Genomic DNA, 17,480 nt, shown 5'->3' on the forward strand with positions numbered 1-17,480 from the left:
AGTGTCTATTCTTAAGTAAACTTTTTATTTTCAAATGAATTAAATGATTACAGCTTCACTCCAATACCAACTCCAAAAAGCCAAGGGTTGATGTCTACATCAGCATTAACGGTCGCATCTAATGCTGTAGTAGCATTTACCGTAACATCGGTTTGAAGAAATAATTTTTTGACATCTAGGTTAATAAACCACTTATCACTAATCATATAATCTATACCTACTTGCCCTGCAAAACCAAAACTGTTGTCATAGTCTAAATCGTCTGCAACAGGACCTTCGTCCACGCTATAAAAAATAGTATAATTTAAACCTGCACCTATATACGGTTTAAAATTACCTAATTCAGTAAGGTGATATTGAAAAGTTAGTGTTGGAGGTAAAAGCCAAACACTTCCTAGGTCAATATTTGCTACAGAAGTATTTATAGCTTCTACATCGTGTTTTGTGGTTCCAAGTATAAGCTCTAGTGACCAATTTTTAGTAAAATAATAAGTAATATCCAGTTCAGGAATAACCGAAGTAGAGATATCGGCATCACCTCCTATAGCCTCTATAGATGCTTTTTCATCGGGTGAAATCACTACGCCTCTTAACCTAAACTGCCACGGATTATCCTGAAGGTTTTTACTCTCCTGAGCTTGAAACGAAAAACTTAGTAATAATGCGGCAATTGATGTGAATACAAATTTTCTCATAATTTTTAAATTTTATTGCTGTTCAAAAATATTTCGAAAATTGTCTTCAGAAGATGATAAAGGTCAGTTATAACTATAATTTTTACGCTTATCAGCCATCCATTAAATGGAAAATTATTAGCATGTCACGAGACTAACTTTGTTATTTGTAATTCGTTCAAATAGAATTTATATACTATTGGTGAAATTAAAATAGTAAAAGAAGATGTTATTTTTATATCTTTCATTATTTGCAGCACTAAATTCCCTGTATTTATGGACTTGCAACAAAAAATTGCACTTTAAGTTGAGTGACTAAACTGCTAGCTTTTGATTATACATATCTAATTCAAATTCTTTAATGGTTTTGTTTCCTAAATAAGAATGTCTTCTTCTGGTATTGTACTAGGTCTCGATCCATTGAAAGATGGATAATTCCGCTTCAGATCTAAGGTTGTACCTGTTCCAGTAAACCCATTCTAATTTTAAGGATTTAAAGAATGATTCTGCTACGGCATTTTCCCGGCAGTTCCCTTTCCGGCTCATGGACTGTCGTATTAAGCCCTTATAGCTTTTGAGGATGCTGGTATGGCATATTGGACACCTCGGTCTGAATTGAATATGAGCGGTTGTTCTAGCACTGTGTTCTTAGTACCCATCTCCTACGCTTTTACAATGTTACCTTCGGTAGTAAGGTAACCACTTAAAGTCCCCAATTACCTTTCTATTAAACAGATCGATAATTACTGTTAGGTAGTACCAGCCTTGCCTGGTTTGGATGTAGATGATGTCGCTTACCCATATCTGGTTTGGTCTATCTACTTTAAAGCACTGGTTCAGTAAATTTGGTGCGATAGGGTAATTATGCTTACTGTTGGTAGTCGCTTTAAATTTTTGCTTACTCTTGGCATATAAATAATTTGCTTTCATGATCGTGCTATCCGTGGCCTGGACACATTAAGTCCCATAGCTTGTAGCTCTGAGTTTATCCTTGGGAGCGCCATAATTATGATAACTCTGCTCAAATAGGTAGGTGATCAGGGTAGAAAGTTTCTGTTTTTCGTTCCAGAGCTTACTCGGCCCCGACTTCAACCGATGATAATAGCTGCTTTTACTTACTTCTAATACTTTGCACATTATCTCGACTGTAAATCTTATAAGGTGTTGTTTTATGAACCGGTACTTATCCTGTCACTCTTGGAGCAGATGCCAATCGCCTTTTTTAAGATATCCCGTTCCAATTCAGCATCTTTTAGCTGCTTTTTGTTTCAATTCTAAGGTGTAATGTTTTGGTTTTCGTTTCATCTCTGTATGGATAATAACCAACAACTTTTAACTCAACTTACCGTCCAAGCTAATGTAGTAAGTTCAACAAGGAATATCGAGAAGAAAAGGACCGCTCCTTCGCATAAATGGAGCTTCACGATTCAGCAATTTTATATTAAATTTGGAGACAGAAACTATTGGACATAAACGCTAATTCCACTGGTACTCCTCAGTGGAATTGGAACATCAGACGGAGTTTAATTTACAGACCCGATGATTCTAATATCTTAAAAGGAATTTGCCAGATTTCCTCGGGTGGACATATGGCTATTTTAGTGGATATGCGCATCTTATTTGCACTGATCTTAAATCTTTTTATTGCTATTATCTTTTGCTATAATTATCCTACCGGAAATTACAAGCGAGTGAAGTCGATAAGCGACTAACCGACAAAATAAAAAAGGTTTTTAAAATTTCAGAGATTAAGCTCCTTGATCATTTGATTATAAACAGTGAAGGAATCTATCTGAGTTTTGCCGATGAAGGAACACTTTAAATTTATAATAACAATTTTAAACGGGCTTCTTTAGTCCCTTTTTCATTAGCAGTTTTTAATTTACTAAAAAAAAATTAACTTGTGCTATAGTCATAAAAACTATAAGTAATAACTTACCCTGATCATTTGCTAAAATTCAAAAAAACTAATTAGTATAAATTTGGTTTTGCAAAGTATTACTAATCAATATGAAAGAATCGAATTTAGATATAGCCTTTTTGAGTAGAAATCTTATATATATTACTTTTTTTCTATTATTCCCTTTGGTTGGTTTGGGCCAAGTAGGAAAACTATTTTCTACAGATGCAGAACTTTCCAACAGCTTAATAAATCAAATTTATCAGGATGACAAAGGTTATATCTGGATCGCTACCGAAGATGGTTTGGCCAGATATGATGGCGCAAAATTTTCAATTTTCAAACAAAAGCGAAAAGATTCTACTTCAATTTTAAATAATTATGTGAAGTCTATATTTCAAGATAGTCACGATGTTCTATATTTCGGATTTTTTAACGGTTTACAATATTTTGATCACGCTACAGAAAAATTCCATAAAATCCCACTCTTAATAGAAGACAGTTCTGCTTATCCAGCTCACGTTACTACTATGCTTGAAAGAAAAAACGGAGAAATTTTGATAGGTACATCTGGCCAGGGCATTTTAAAATTAACTCAAGAGAATAACAAACCAGTAGCACGAAAATTACCAGAAATGGTCCGCACTTCGTTTGTTGAAAAAATTTTTGAAGATAGAAATGAAAATCTATGGGTTCTTAGCCAAGATAAAGGACTATTTAAAATAAGTAAAAAGGATAAAATCAATGAGTATTTTTATAAAAATGATTATGAAACTCATATTTCCAGTATTGCCCAAGATCAGAGTGGTAATTTATATGTGGGAAGCTTAAGTGCCGGCTTGTTTAGATATAGCCGTGAAAAAGATAATTTTAGCTTGATAGAAGACTCTGAAAACCTACCGGTAAAAACACTCTTAGTAAATAAAGCTAATGAAATTTTAGTAGGCACAGACGGGAGAGGTCTAAAGATTTATGACCCTATAAAGCAAGAAATGAGTGTTAACGATTTTAGTATTGCTAATTTCGATTTTAAGAAAACTAAAGTACACTCTATAATGCAGGACAGAGCAAATAATATCTGGCTCGGCATTTATCAAAAAGGAGTTTTACTAATCCCAGACAAAACCAATAATTTTAAGTACATAGGCTACCAATCTGTGAAAAATAATATAATAGGTAATAACAGTGTAGTATCTATATTTAAAGACAACCAAGATATTTTGTGGGTAGGTACTGATGGCGATGGGTTATATGGTATCACTAGAGAAAAAAAACAAAATTTTCATCTTGGGCACCATGGCATACAGAAATCGGCCAGTATTATGAGTATTTTTCAGGATTCAGAGAATCAATTATGGATTGGTACATATCTTAACGGTCTGGCAAAAATAAATAAGAAAGACAAGAACTTACAATATATTGAGCCTTTTAAAGACGAACAGAATAATACTGTAGAACGTATCTATAGTATTACTGAAGACACAAAAAAGAATCTCTGGATTGGAACTTTGGGATACGGACTCTATTCTTACAATATTGAAACAGAAACAGCCGTACGTCACAATATAATTGAGGGAAATAACGAAAAGGATCGTTTACACAATAAGTGGATAAATTGTTTACTCCTATCCAAATCAAATAAACTTTACATAGGTACCTATGACGGTCTTTCCGTGTTGGATTTAGAAAAAAATAGCTTTTTTGATAAAGATGGAAAAAATCATATTTTATCTAATAAGATTGTTTACAGCCTTTATGAAGATGATACTAATAATTTATGGATTGGAACCTCGGAAGGTCTATTTTACAAACCAAATAATGATAGTATTCTCCCAAATTATACTATCAAGCAAGGGCTGCCAAGTAATGTTATAAGCGCAATAGAGCAAGACAGCCAAAATAATCTATGGATAAGTACTAATAATGGTATTTCGAAATTTGAACCTGCAGCTAAAGAGTTTACAAATTATTACTTCCGTGATGGGCTTCAGGGAAACGAATTCAATAAAAACGCTTCATATTCTGAAGCCAATGGCCATTTATATTTTGGAAGCAACAACGGTGTCACTTTTTTTGATCCCTCTGAAATAACTTCAAAAGGGAGTAACTTAGATTTAAGAATTACAGGATTTTATATTCAAGATGAACCGGTAAAAAAGGGAATGAAATCTGGTTCTCATTCTATTATAGAAAAAGCTATTATTGATGCTGATACTATTGAACTTGCCCATAACGATAACGATTTCAGCATTGAATTCTCATCGTTTGCATTCAAAAATCAGCAATGGATTACATATTCTTATTCTCTTAATTCAGAAAACTGGATTAAATTAAGGCCAGGTATAAATGCTGTTACCTTTAATAATCTTGAACCTGGAATTTATAATTTTAAAGTAAGGGGCAAAGAGTACGGAGAATATTCTAACGAGCAGAGACTTAACATAATTATTTATCCGCCATGGTATTTTTCCAATTGGGCAAAATTGGCTTATTTATTATTACTAATCGTAATTTCCTATGTGATTGTGCAGGAAGTTCTTCGACGTCGAAAAATAAAAAATGAACTACAAGAGCACTTGAGAGCAGAACAAATAAACGAGTCTAAACTTCAATTCCTAACTAATATTTCCCACGATATTAAGACGCCAATATCACTGATTATAAATCCCTTAAAAAAACTTATAAAAACCGATCCTGAAGAAGACAGACAGCAACTCTATAGAGTGATGGAACGAAATTCTGAAAGAATCTTGCATCTTTTAAACCAATTAATTAATGCTCGGAAAATTGACCAGGGAAAAATTGAATTAAAGTTTCAAAAGATTGAAATAATAAGTTTTGTAAAGTCTATCACCATACTTTTTGAAGACCAATTAAAAAGTAAAGGAATTAAATTCGAAATTAATCATCCAAATTCAGCAATAGAAGCCTTTATCGATCCAAATCATTTTGATAAGATAATTCAAAATTTAATTTCCAACGCCATAAAATTTATTTCAAAAAATGGAACTATTGAAGTGAAAATAGGCACTCAGGAAAATAAAAACCAATTTTATATTATCGTTAAAGATAATGGAGTGGGAATTAAAGAAAGTGAACTACACAATATTTTTAACCGTTTTTACCAAATCTCTAATGATGTAAGTCGGCAATTTGAAGGTACTGGTATTGGCTTACACTTAACCAAGTCTATAGCCGAACTGCACCACGGCACTGTTAAGGCGGAGAACAATAGGAATCAGCAGGGTTGTACGTTTATCGTTAGTGCACCTTTGGGGAAAAGCCACTTAAAGGAAAGTGAGATTACTGGAGAAAATTATGCTACTACCTTTACTAGCAATGAATATCGCATTATAGATACTATTGATGATCAAGAGGACATAACAAATACTTCTGAAAAAAATAAACCCACCGTCCTAATCGTGGATGATGATAGTGAAATAAGAAATTATATCGCTATTGAATTAAAAAGCCATTACAACATCATAAAGAAAGAAAACGGAAAATTAGCTGTTCCTGAAGTGATTTCACAGGCTCCCGATTTAATAATTAGTGACGTCGTAATGCCTGAAATGGACGGCATACTATTTACCAGAAAAATCAAGAAAAATATTCATACAAACCATATTCCTATTATCCTTTTAACCGGTAAAACCGATAAAGAAACTAACCTTGAAGGCTTAGAAATTGGAGCTGATGCTTATATCAACAAACCTTTTAATATAGAAATTTTAAAAAAGACTGTAAAAAACCTTATTAAAAACAGGAATATTTTAAAGAACACTTATTCTGGAAATCAACTGAATGAAGAAAAAATTAAACATATAGATTTAAAATCTGGTGATGAAAGTTTGGTTGAAAAATTTATGGATGTTGTAAATGCTAACATTAGTAATTCAGAATTAAACGTAGAAATGGTTGCTTCAGAATTAGGTATAAGCAGAGTTCATCTTTATCGGAAATTAAAACAGCTCACCAACCAATCTGCCGGAGAATTAATTACCAATATAAGGTTGAAAGAAGCTGCTAATTTACTGATTTCCAAAAATATTAATATAGCTGAAATAGCGTATGCCGTAGGTTTTTCCAGCACATCAAAATTTTCTACTAAGTTTAAAGACTTGTATGGAATGTCCCCCACAAGCTACCGAAAAGAGCATAATAATATTTAATTTAATGAATCTCTAAATAAATTGATCACTGCTTAAAGTATTAATATTAGTAAATATCCGTATAGTTTCTCCTGAAACAATTTCTCGTGTACCATTAAAGTATTTTTTTAGATTTAAACTTCAGACTATAACAAATACCTTTTTAATAATAGTATACGTTCCCGGTATTAGATTCCATTAATGCAGAAGTATTCATATACTACACTTTTATTGAGCTTCTATGCAAACTCTATTACGGCTACATTATTTAATATTATCGAATCTCTTTTTTTTCTAAAAATCAACATATTATTCTTCAAATTTGGAACTTGATTGTTGAGCTAACCAAATCTTAAATAAAGGTAAAACTGTAAACTGTCAAAATCGAAGTATCGTGCTATTAAAAATGCTATAGAGCATATTTTACATTCCTGATAGTTTATCAATTAGATTTTAGTTTACTTGCGGAGTAATAATCCGATATTTACCACCTAATTGCATGAGGCTAAATAGGTGAAGCAGCCCATCAAAATAAGGGTCAAAATAGCCATCTTCATAAGGTTCTAGTTTTGCATCCCAGATTTCGTCTAAAAATTTCCACCCCTTAGGATGGGTAGTCATTAGGGAAGTTGTAGCAGCAGTAGAAACAAGACCAAGCGAATGTCTTAACTTCTGAAAGTCTCCCGCTGGAAGTATCCAATCTGGAGTAGAGCCATCTATATTATATTGATCTACGTAATTTTCTATACCCTCACAGTACAAAAAGTTTTGGAATCGGTGCGCATATTGTTGCTGCCATTCCCTGTCTTTAGCAAACCAACTATAATCCATAGCGATATTAAAAGGAACCCGCCAGGAATCGTACCTAAATGCGTCCCCCATTTTTCCACGACTATGAGGTGCCCCACTAAATTCGGCGTAATCTGGATTTAAACCTGTTTCGGGGTGTGTAGTACGGTGTAGAAAAGCCCTTGCGGTATCGGCAGTTGTCTGGTAAAATTCTTCGTGGCCGTCTTTGGCATATTCTGCCCAAATTTCAAAGAAGGCAGGAACATGATAAGAAGGGTCTGTCCAGTCATATCCGCCATTATGAGGGACAAAAGTTATTTGTTTATGTTCCTCATTTAGTATATTCCTAACACCTCCAGTACCATCTTTGCTCCACATCGCATCCAGAATCCTTCTGGCTTCACCGTAATAATCTATTCCCGTTTCATTCCCCCAAAGATTCGAAGCGAAAAGTAATGAAGTAATAAAAAATAATTCTCCATCTGAAGCTGATCCTCCCGAATTTTTAATTCCCGTTTTAGGGTCTACGCTCCATGCAAAATAAGCTTCATTGGGTCCTTTCTGGTGCTGCATGTATTTAACCGTCCAGCGCCATAATTTGTCAAAAACTTCTTTCTTATTTAACTGAACTGCCACCATTAACCCGTAAGACAGTCCTTCGGTACGAGCATCTTTATTTTTAAGATCAGAAACGTAAGCCAAAGAATCCTCTACTTCAAAATATACTCTATTTGGACCTTCAAAAACATCATAATAGGCCTTTTCTAGTTTTACATCAATATCCGCTTGAGAATAACCAGCTTCTAAAAATAGGTTTCTATACTCTCCGGTTTCCGAAGCACCTTTAGTCCAAGGCACCATTTCACCACGCGAATCCTGTACTTTCTCATCACAATCTTGCGCGATGATATTTTCTGTTAATAACATCAAGCCGATGATAAATACCAGCGATAAATAAATTTTTTTATTCATATTCCTATTTTTTAATTCAAATTAGAAGTTTTTACAGCTTCTTATTCTGGCTCTGCTTCGTTTGCCGATGTTACGCAAAGATCAATTATATTCACGGTAATGCTTCCGGCTATCTTTGTTAGTTAAAAGAAAATCTCCTGAAACGATATCTCGCAAATTTTTGAAATTTTAGCTATCGAAAACATAGCTGAATTTTCCAAGAGATCAATTTACCTGCAAATAAAAGCTTACTATTAATATTTATTCTCTTCACTATGATTGTTACTTTATTTTTTAAAACAGCAATTAGCTGAAGAGCAAAATTATTTTACTTTACCCCTTCTTCTTTTTGTTCTACTTTCTTAATGATGCCGTCTTCATTGTAATATATATAATCTACCTTAATTGATCGCCGATAGCTTCCTCCACTTGGTAATATCCCCTTATGGTAAAAGCAATTATCTTTCCCCTTTATTCAATAATACTGATGAATCGTAGAACCATTGGGAGCGCTATCTGTAAGTATTTCACGGTATTTCCAAGGTCCTTCCGGACTATTAGAAGTAGCTTATTCAATTCTATCTCGTTCTTCTACCTTGCTTACATACACTAAATAATAAAGCCTTTTCTTTTGTAAACCCAGGGACCCTCTATAAAATTCTTTGGATTGCAATAGTGGATTTGTACATCCAATTCGATCATATTATCCTTCAAGTTTAAGGCTACCATTACCCCGTACAAATATGCCTGACCATCCTCCTCTACGAAAGGCTTCTACTTTAGCATACTTAAATGGACCTAATGGAGTTAGCAATCGCTACTCCTATGGCTGCCGCTCCATCACCTCTTTCATCATCTTTTTGAAATGTGGATACATAAAAATAAAATTTATCATATCTTTCTACCACCTCTGCCGCATAGTCATCTCCAGTTGCCCAGAAAAACTTTTTTGGTGAAAGCATTGGACCATGATTGATGCAATGCATCATGTTGGTTGAAGAGAAAACCAACCAACCAATCCTTCATTTCATAATTGGTGGAAGATAATGATGCCGTATCATGACTGGTATATAAATAAACGGTGTCCTCATAAACCAACGGAGTAGGATCTGCAGTAAACACATCAGTAATAATTGGGTTTTGGGCAATTAAAAAATGGGAAGTAAGCAACATCTAGATTCCCATTAATGTGGGGATATTAATCTTTTGTTTCACAATTTACGATTTTGGTCATTTTTTAAGTTCTATTTTATGTTGCTTTCCTTTAGTAGTGGATCCAATCGTTCATTTCCTACGGGCAGTGCCTCTACCCATTTTTCAGCAGGCTTATCATACCAGAGTTTTAATTGGGAATCTTCCTGACTCCAGGATTGGAAAGGTAAAATCAAAAAAAGTATCCCAAAAATTGTGGAAACAAAGAAAACAGAAGTACTATTTTTTAAAATTATAATCTTACCAATACCCATACCTTTCTATTTATCAAATTGAATCCAGTCGACTTCAACCCCTTCTCCACTTTGCAGTTGCACTATTAAATCCTGAACGGCGGTTATATCGAATTTTATCGGAACTGAAAAAACATCCCAATTTCCCCCTTTTTGGATATTTATTTCAGCAAGTTTCTTAGCATTCTCACCTGTCAGTTTCAGCGCTACAGTACCGCCGGTTAATGATCTTGCCCTAATTTTAACATTTTTTGATTTTTTGGAGCCAAAATCAATACGATTATATCTGATCCAGGCATCAGGTTTATTCAATACTACTTTCCAACCCTGAAAAGGATCAAGCCGGTCTAAGAAAACGGCTTCAGCTCCATAATTGCCTTTTTCGCTATATCGGTCTATTTGAATTTCAGAAGTGCTGGAGGTAATTCCCACTCCGCGTTTAGTTGGAATCACTTTTTTAATGTTTCCATTCTCTACAAAAAACAAACTATCAGCGCGAATAGAACGATTTTTATCAAAATCGGGAGAAAGATCATTATCGTGATAAAATAAGTACCACTGATCGTCATAATTTACGACGGAATGGTGGTTGGTCCAGGTACCCGAAGCCGATTCATCCATAATCACACCCTGATGGGTAAAAGGTCCCATCGGATTATCGGCTATGCTATATTCCAGTCTTTCAGTATTATTGGCAACGTGCGGATAAGTCATATAGTAAGTGCTATTTCTCTCAAACACAAAAGGTCCTTCAATATGCCCTTTTTGAGGAATCTCATTGAAAGTTTTTGCTTTAGAATCTAATTCCAACATATTATCCTTCAGTTTTGCGCCATAGATTTTTCCGCGTGACCAATACAAGTAAGCCTGTCCGTCTTTATCGATAAAAACATTGGGATCTATGCCTTCCACGCCTTCAATATGGTTTGGCTGCGGCTTATAGGGACCTTCAGGCCTATTAGCAACTGCCACCCCAATGGAGAAGCCTTTTTCTCCGTCTCCGGCTTCTTTGAGTCTGGTAGGAAAATACAAATAAAATTTGCCGTTTTTGGATATTGCATCAGGTGCCCACATACTGTAAGCCTTAGAATCTGCCCAGGGAACATCTTTTTGATCCAGAATTTTTCCGTGGTCTGTCCAATCCGTTAGGTTTTCCGAAGAAAAAACGTGGTAGTCAGCCATATTAAACCATTCTGCACGGCCTTCGCCATCCGGCTGCACAATATCATGGGAAGGAAATACATATACTTTCCCGTTAAATACTCTTGCTGTAGGATCTGCAGTAAACTGATCCATTATCAGCGGATTTTGTGCAAAAGCATTCAACGAAAGGAAAAGTATTAACAGATTTAGAAATATCGTTTTCAGAATATTTATATTTTTCATTTTAATTATTTTTTTCAGTTTCAATTTTCAAGTAATCGAAATCTACCTACCCTCCTGCTTCTTTTGTAGGATAATTGAATAGCGCAAACCTATATCCCGTAAACAGATTGAAAATTATAAAGTGTAAATTTTTTTCTTTTCCATAATCTTTATTTGAAATAGAATTTGGCAAATTCTATAAAAAAAGGCCAGTTAGGTACTTCGGTATGACCGCCTTTATGAATTCTGAAAACAATTTTGCCTTCAGATAAAAATTCTCCTACTTCAGGAAATTCGGTTTTTGACAGTCCTTTTTCTTCATAAATTTCGTAAGCCGGACTCGCGTGAACGCCGGCTAAGAACATTCCCCTGGCATCAATCCAGTTTCCTTCAACTTTAGGATCTCCGCTACTTATAAAAATCGGACGCGGCGCTGCAAGTGCAATTAGATGATGGGCATCTACAGCAAGATCTTTTGTTTTTAAAGGGCCACCGTATTTTATAAAATTAGGAGTAAACCAATGATATTGGGAACTGGAGATCAGATTCTCTAATTGTTCTCCAAAATTACGTCGAAGGATTTTTGTTCCACCCGCCCCAGCAGATCCTATAAATCCAACTGCAAATCGATCTTCATACGCCATAGCGACCATTGCGGCCTTTCCATAACGAGAAAGTCCTTCTATAGCGACATGCTTTGCATTAATTTCTGGATGCTTTTCAAAATAATCCATAGCACGGCTAGCACCCCAGGCCCAAGCTCTTAAAGTTCCCCAGTCATCCAATTTTCGTGGTTCTCCTTTATTTACAAGACCAATAATACCTTCCCTTAGTCCTGCACCATTGTCTGCTTGATAACTTGTAGGAATTAAACTGGCATAACCCCAATTTTGAGCTAGCAATTGTTGCTGCCAGGGATTTTCTTGGTCAGCATTTGGGTTGAAGCCTGCTGGAAAATTCCAATCGAATTTTAAAACTAAGGGTATTTTTTTTTCTGTATTTTTTGGAAGGGTTAAAGTCATCTGGATCTCCACATCGATCTCTGGATAAGCAGAATTATCTACTACTCCCAAAAGTTTATTAATCTGAACCTCATATTTGCCAATAACTGAATCTTTTTGAGAAATAACCTTCCAATTTACAGCGGGAATATTTTCAGGGATGTGTCCATAAACCTCAGCATTAAAATATTCTTTAATTTCCTGTTTGCGTTTTTCCCATGCAGAAACTGAAGTGACTTTTGATCCACCTTTAGAAATCAAGAGTTCTGGCAAACTGTAATCTTTTACTTTGGATTCATCTGCATTCGCAGCATTAGGATCGTTCGGATTTCCGGACGGTCCCGGCCTTAGGAACTCTATTTGTAGTTTCTGAAGCATTAATTGATGATCCTTCACGCTTAGGCGATAAATACTGTCCCGCTCCTGCTGAGAAAACTGTCCCATCGATTGACTGATGAAACCAAAGAAAAATGCAATGATAAATAATCGTTTCATTTTTAAAATTTTACAGTAGAATTAACCTATTTTAATTTGTAATCACTACATGGAAAAATGCCAAATACACAGATAAGTAAACAGACTTTTTCTTTTATAATTTCAAATTTTGTAGGCTTACTTTACCTCAGCCAAAGTTATAAGCTCATTTACCACAGGCTTAGCCTGGTTTTTACGATCAAATAGCAACGGATAATCGATCCTTCCTCTTACCGGCCAATTGTTTTTCCATGAATTTCCATCGTTTACTCCCCAAAGAGTAACTCTTTCAATTTTATCATGATGTTTCAGGAATAATTCAAAAAATTCTACATACCTTTTCGTAAACTGTTTCTCAACATAAGCTGGTAGCTCATCTGGGAAAGGATTCATTTTATCATCGTACTCATAATTATCAGAAATTTCTGCTCCTGCATCTCCCCACGGTGAAGGTAAAACACTAAGGTCTAATTCTGTGATCATCACTTTTACTAGATTTCCATAAGCTTCCAGACTTTTTTCAAACTCCATAATATCAGGATGCTTTAATCCAATATGCCCCTGCATTCCAATCCCATCGATTTGAACATTATCATTTTTAAGCCTTTCTACCATTCGCACTACTCCGCGGCGTTTTTCCGGTACCGCCATAGAATAATCATTGTAATAAAGCTTGGCTTCTGGATCGGCTTCATGCGCAAATTCAAATGCCAATTTGATAAAATCTTCACCTAATATTTGATAGAACTTACTATCTCTATAACTCCCATCGTCTTCAATAGCCTCATTGACCACATCCCAAGAGTGAACTCTCCCTTTGTACCTACCCACAACTGTATGAATATGATCTCTTATTCTTTGAATAAGCACTTCTTCTGAAACCGTATTCCCATCTTTACCGGTAAAAAACCAATCGGGAGCCTGGGAGTGCCATATTAGGGTATGTCCGTGAATATGCATATCGTTTTCTTCGCCGAGCTTCACAAATTTATCTGCAAGTTCAAAATTGAATTTCCCTTCCTTTGGTTGAATTTGTGCACTTTTCATTATATTCTCGGCAACTATAGAATTAAAATTCTGTGTGGCAACCTTAAGTTCTTCAGGCTGCCGTCCCGTAATTTGCCATGCATTAAGCGCTGTTCCAATATAAAAATTATCCTTAAAGGCATTTTTTAGGCTCAATTTGTACTTACCACTATTATCAACTGCATTTTTATGAGAATTACAGCTGTAAAATGTAAAAAACACACTTAAAATTAATATAAAAATAGACATTTTTTTTCTTTTGCACATAGCAGTAATATTTTAAAACTTCAAAAAATTAGTTTTCAATAATTTATAATTTCTTAATAAAAAAAAGTTCCCCTAACTTCTAAAAAAGGCTAATTCACACCGGATAAGCGTTGCCATCCAGCCGGTATACAGACTTTTTTTGTTAGGAGAACTAATCAGTAAAATTCAAACACTTATAAATCAAAACGGATAGCAACGCAATCATTCTTGAAAAATTTTTAGTACTTATTTATAGCAATTTTATAATTCTTCCAGAGCTTCAGCAAAACTTTTATAAGCGGGCTTTCGATTAAAATTCTCATCCCACAAACCCTGAAATTCTCCCGGCAACCAACTTGCATCTTCGCCACTATCAGATATTCCCCAGATGGTTATTCCATATCTTTGAGAATGTGGAACATGTTCTTTGTAAGCCTCTACAACATATCTATACATCTCGGCTTGCTGTTGCAAAACGTCAGCTGTTGGTTCAGAAACGTTGGTTTTAACATCCAACTCGGAAACTTTTATGAGTTTACCGGTTTCAGCAAGAAGCTGAAACATTTCAGCTATATTACTTCTTTCAGAATCTATGCTTATATGCATCTGTGTACCAATACCATCTACTGTGGCACCATTGCTTTCTATGTATTCTACATATTCAATAAGTCCTTTGGTCTTATCTAAATTATATTCCAGATTATAATCATTTATAAATAAGAGATCTTCGGGTTTCCCATATTGTCTAGCTAGTTTAAAAGCTTTAACAGCATAATCTTTACCAAGATAATCTTGCCAATAGAATTCGTCACTAGTAATATCTGAATCGTTTTCTCTACTTTTTAATTCGTATGGGTTCCCATCGTCCATCGGTTCGTTTACCACATCCCAAGCATCTATATAGGAAGCGGTAGTTACCATTGTAGAAATCCAACGTTCTAATTCTTCTTCAATAATAGCTTGTTTTACGGCCGGTTCTCTATTTAAAATAGTAGTAGAACCACCACCTCCAGAAGCACTAACAAGACTAACATTATCTATATAAACCGTACCTGCAAATTCTCCATAACTAAAGAGTAGCCGACCACGATCATCAGCAGTAACTGTGGTTTCTAATTCCACTCTTTTCCAATCCTGATTTACTGTGATTTGACCAAAACTGTCAGCACTATAATCGGGACTCTGCAATTCTGGTCTAATGATACCTTCTGCATCACCCTTTACCCAAAAACTAAGCGTATAAGTTTCGGCATTATCTAAATTTTCTGAAAATTCATAAACTGATTGCACTAAATAGTAATCTGCAAGCGTTGGATTAGTAACGAAAAAAGCGCTTCCTTCATTTCCAAAACCAAGTCCATCTTCGGTTACTCCTCTCGATGAACCATTTCCCCAGCCTCCCCAACCGGTGCCGGTTTCAAAATCTCCATTTTCTACAAGATTACTTACTATTGGATCTCCCTGCGTATCATAAATGTATAGGTTATTAATATCTATGTAATAAGTTACTCCAGGCTGATAGCCTAAATCAAAATTTAAGCTGAAAGATTCTCCTACGAAATCACTTACCCTAAATCTAACTTCTTTCCAAGAAAAATCGGTTTGGAACGTTTCTGTACTGGTTCCTTCTCCTGTATAATCTATCAGTGGTAAATTTTCATTTAAGCCTTCAAAAGATATCCGTCCTTCTCCCTGCTTATCTGACTTTATATAAAAGATAACTTCATACTCGTGACCTTCTACTATTGGTATTTGCGAAGTAGAAAATCGAAGATCTTCGGGTTCGGTTGCGGTTGAAGGTGCCGTTAATTTAATAGCGTGACTACCTTCTCCTATTCCTTCATTTTCAATAATTGTTAAAGCATTTTCAGGATTAGTTGAAAAACCTGTAAAAGTGCTATCTATTAATCCTGTTTTATTTAAATCATTGGGAATGGATGGTGATTCAATAATTAGTGGTTGAAGCAAACTATTTAAATAACTAGCATTTTGATTGGCATGCCAGGTGAGGGTATGGCCGTAAATAGAAGTACCTGCTTCTTTTGCAGCTGTAATAAGCTCTTTAAGCTGAGAAAGTGCCATAGAACCATCTGCCTGTACAATTGCGCCATGCTTCATACCGTAACCCACAGTAAATTCATCAAAATTTCTATTGATCAACCTATACATCAATCCTTTATTAATATAGTCGGAAATTGAAACAGCCCCTCCTAATTTGAAATTTGAGTTAGAAGTACTATCTAAATAGCTTTTTAGAGGTGCATATTCATTAATTTTTTCCTGGGCCTCTATGCCTTCAGGTTTTTGAACATTAAATTCTAATGGATCTGGATCTGCGCAGGAAGAAACCAGAGCAAACAATCCACCACAAAAAAGTAAACGATCTAAATATTTCATAATCGATTTATTTTATAATTTATTCTAGTATTGGAGAGAAAGTTTCCATAGTAACACCGCGATCCCTAAGTACTAGCGTGTCTATAGTACTAACATTTACTTCGTCCAGATTAACTTCATAATCTAAGTAAAGTGCGTCACGGTCTTTCCCCCCCCAACTATTTTCTTCTCCATCTTTTATAAATTTACCACTTCCACTTGCGGTATAATCATCAGATGCAGCACTTACGGTACAATTACCGGAATCATCAAAACTTAGGATAAGTGTACAGTTCACTTCATAACCATCACTATTTCTAAACACTAAATCCAATAGTACTTGATCCAGAGCATTAGTTTCTAAAGAAACTACTTCGTCATCTACTACATATTCCTCTCGCCTATTTACTGTCTCATCCAGATTTTCATTACCCGCAGTTCCTTCTATTATATCCACTCCCCGTCTTAAGTAATTACCATGCCAGGGGTTTACATACTTTACTGCATATAAAATAAAGTCTTTAGGTAATACATCCCAGTCTTGTGGCAATGGTCTTCTTGGATTTGTTGCGAGCGGAATGCCAGAAAGAATAGAATCTGCACTAACAACATTGGTCATTTGAACTGGTATAACATAATTTCTACCAATAGCAAGAGTATCCTCGAAAAATGCATCGGTTAACTGAAATTCCACCCCACCTGTAAGTTCTCCTTTTGGAATTATAATTTCATTAGATTCTAAAGTATAATAACTCTCTGGCATAGCTTGAATAGGCATATTATTATCATCAAATATAAGACCATCAGTTAATGAATTATTGACAACGATATCTATAAAGACATCCTGATCATTATCATAAGTACCTCCCGTAGTCGCCATGATTTTCGCTTTACCTTCATTATCCAATGAGGTATCAAAAATATCTTCTCCAAGAGTAATTGTCCTAACTGGATATTGGTAAGCAAAATAAACCGTCTGAAATTCATAATCATCAAACTCCCAACTATTATTTTCACAGGAAGTAAGCATTGAGAAAATAATTACGGCCACTACATATATTTTGTTTTTCATTTTCTATTTT

Annotated in this window: 12 protein-coding genes and 1 pseudogene; 3 read left to right on the plus strand and 10 right to left on the minus strand. The window is 35.0% G+C overall.

The window, feature by feature from the left end; translation table 11 throughout:
• Nucleotides 1-47 precede the first annotated feature (47 nt).
• Together QWY91_RS05905 and QWY91_RS05910 are read right to left on the minus strand one after the other, a co-directional pair.
• Nucleotides 48-695 carry an OmpW/AlkL family protein gene (locus QWY91_RS05905; protein WP_290232549.1) on the minus strand — a complete coding sequence of 216 codons (648 nt, stop codon included), beginning with the start codon at nt 693-695 and terminating at the stop codon, nt 48-50.
• Between the two features lie 294 nt (nt 696-989).
• Nucleotides 990-1,939 (minus strand): annotated as a pseudogene (locus QWY91_RS05910) (IS3 family transposase); the annotation flags it as partial.
• Between the two features lie 198 nt (nt 1,940-2,137).
• Here QWY91_RS05910 and QWY91_RS05915 point away from each other — a divergent pair.
• The 3 genes from QWY91_RS05915 (at nt 2,138) to QWY91_RS05925 (ending at nt 6,746) form a co-directional block, all read left to right on the plus strand.
• Entirely contained in the window at nt 2,138-2,386 is a 249-nt protein-coding gene (locus QWY91_RS05915) for a hypothetical protein (RefSeq protein WP_290232551.1), read from the plus strand.
• Between the two features lie 26 nt (nt 2,387-2,412).
• A complete protein-coding gene (locus QWY91_RS05920; protein ID WP_290237064.1) occupies nt 2,413-2,496 on the plus strand; it encodes a JAB domain-containing protein in 84 nt (27 codons plus the stop codon).
• Nucleotides 2,497-2,684: 188 nt separating this feature from the next.
• Nucleotides 2,685-6,746, plus strand: a complete 4,062-nt coding sequence (locus QWY91_RS05925; protein WP_290232553.1) for a two-component regulator propeller domain-containing protein — start codon at nt 2,685-2,687, stop codon at nt 6,744-6,746.
• A 432-nt stretch (nt 6,747-7,178) separates the two neighbouring features.
• On the opposite strand, the gene QWY91_RS05930 is transcribed toward QWY91_RS05925, so the two are convergent.
• The 8 genes from QWY91_RS05930 to QWY91_RS05965 all read right to left on the minus strand — a co-directional run bounded on the left by QWY91_RS05930 (nt 7,179) and on the right by QWY91_RS05965 (nt 17,470).
• Complete coding sequence (locus tag QWY91_RS05930) at nt 7,179-8,486, minus strand: family 8 glycosyl hydrolase (protein WP_290232556.1); 1,308 nt, start codon at nt 8,484-8,486, stop codon at nt 7,179-7,181.
• Nucleotides 8,487-9,386: 900 nt separating this feature from the next.
• Nucleotides 9,387-9,638 carry a hypothetical protein gene (locus QWY91_RS05935; RefSeq protein ID WP_290232557.1) on the minus strand — a complete coding sequence of 84 codons (252 nt, stop codon included), beginning with the start codon at nt 9,636-9,638 and terminating at the stop codon, nt 9,387-9,389.
• A gap of 71 nt (nt 9,639-9,709) precedes the next feature.
• A complete protein-coding gene (locus QWY91_RS05940) occupies nt 9,710-9,931 on the minus strand; it encodes a hypothetical protein (RefSeq protein ID WP_290232559.1) in 222 nt (73 codons plus the stop codon).
• A gap of 6 nt (nt 9,932-9,937) precedes the next feature.
• The gene (locus QWY91_RS05945; RefSeq protein ID WP_290232561.1) at nt 9,938-11,206 is read right to left on the minus strand and encodes a family 43 glycosylhydrolase; all 1,269 of its coding nucleotides are present in this window, start codon (nt 11,204-11,206) and stop codon (nt 9,938-9,940) included.
• A gap of 239 nt (nt 11,207-11,445) precedes the next feature.
• Entirely contained in the window at nt 11,446-12,771 is a 1,326-nt protein-coding gene (locus tag QWY91_RS05950) for a glucuronyl esterase domain-containing protein (RefSeq protein ID WP_290232563.1), read from the minus strand.
• A gap of 117 nt (nt 12,772-12,888) precedes the next feature.
• Nucleotides 12,889-14,025 carry an endo-1,4-beta-xylanase gene (locus QWY91_RS05955; RefSeq protein WP_290232565.1) on the minus strand — a complete coding sequence of 379 codons (1,137 nt, stop codon included), beginning with the start codon at nt 14,023-14,025 and terminating at the stop codon, nt 12,889-12,891.
• Nucleotides 14,026-14,283: 258 nt separating this feature from the next.
• Nucleotides 14,284-16,419: an endo-1,4-beta-xylanase gene (locus QWY91_RS05960; RefSeq protein ID WP_290232568.1), complete on the minus strand. Its 2,136-nt coding sequence runs from the start codon at nt 16,417-16,419 to the stop codon at nt 14,284-14,286.
• A 19-nt stretch (nt 16,420-16,438) separates the two neighbouring features.
• Nucleotides 16,439-17,470 (minus strand): DUF5627 domain-containing protein, encoded by a 1,032-nt coding sequence (locus QWY91_RS05965; RefSeq protein WP_290232569.1) that lies wholly within the window; start codon nt 17,468-17,470, stop codon nt 16,439-16,441.
• Nucleotides 17,471-17,480 lie beyond the last annotated feature (10 nt).

The organism is Zunongwangia endophytica, assembly GCF_030409505.1.
GTDB classification, from domain to species: Bacteria; Bacteroidota; Bacteroidia; order Flavobacteriales; family Flavobacteriaceae; genus Zunongwangia; species Zunongwangia endophytica.

What these genes read in the sequence shown, in the direction of transcription:
- QWY91_RS05905 (WP_290232549.1), bottom strand. Translation starts at nt 695, where the DNA reads ATGAGAAAATTTGTATTCACATCAATTGCCGCATTATTACTAAGTTTT.
- QWY91_RS05925 (WP_290232553.1), top strand. Translation starts at nt 2,685, where the DNA reads ATGAAAGAATCGAATTTAGATATAGCCTTTTTGAGTAGAAATCTTATA.
- QWY91_RS05930 (WP_290232556.1), bottom strand. Translation starts at nt 8,486, where the DNA reads ATGAATAAAAAAATTTATTTATCGCTGGTATTTATCATCGGCTTGATG.
- QWY91_RS05935 (WP_290232557.1), bottom strand. Translation starts at nt 9,638, where the DNA reads ATGTTGCTTACTTCCCATTTTTTAATTGCCCAAAACCCAATTATTACT.
- QWY91_RS05940 (WP_290232559.1), bottom strand. Translation starts at nt 9,931, where the DNA reads ATGGGTATTGGTAAGATTATAATTTTAAAAAATAGTACTTCTGTTTTC.
- QWY91_RS05945 (WP_290232561.1), bottom strand. Translation starts at nt 11,206, where the DNA reads ATGGATCAGTTTACTGCAGATCCTACAGCAAGAGTATTTAACGGGAAA.
- QWY91_RS05950 (WP_290232563.1), bottom strand. Translation starts at nt 12,771, where the DNA reads ATGAAACGATTATTTATCATTGCATTTTTCTTTGGTTTCATCAGTCAA.
- QWY91_RS05955 (WP_290232565.1), bottom strand. Translation starts at nt 14,025, where the DNA reads ATGTCTATTTTTATATTAATTTTAAGTGTGTTTTTTACATTTTACAGC.
- QWY91_RS05960 (WP_290232568.1), bottom strand. Translation starts at nt 16,419, where the DNA reads ATGAAATATTTAGATCGTTTACTTTTTTGTGGTGGATTGTTTGCTCTG.
- QWY91_RS05965 (WP_290232569.1), bottom strand. Translation starts at nt 17,470, where the DNA reads ATGAAAAACAAAATATATGTAGTGGCCGTAATTATTTTCTCAATGCTT.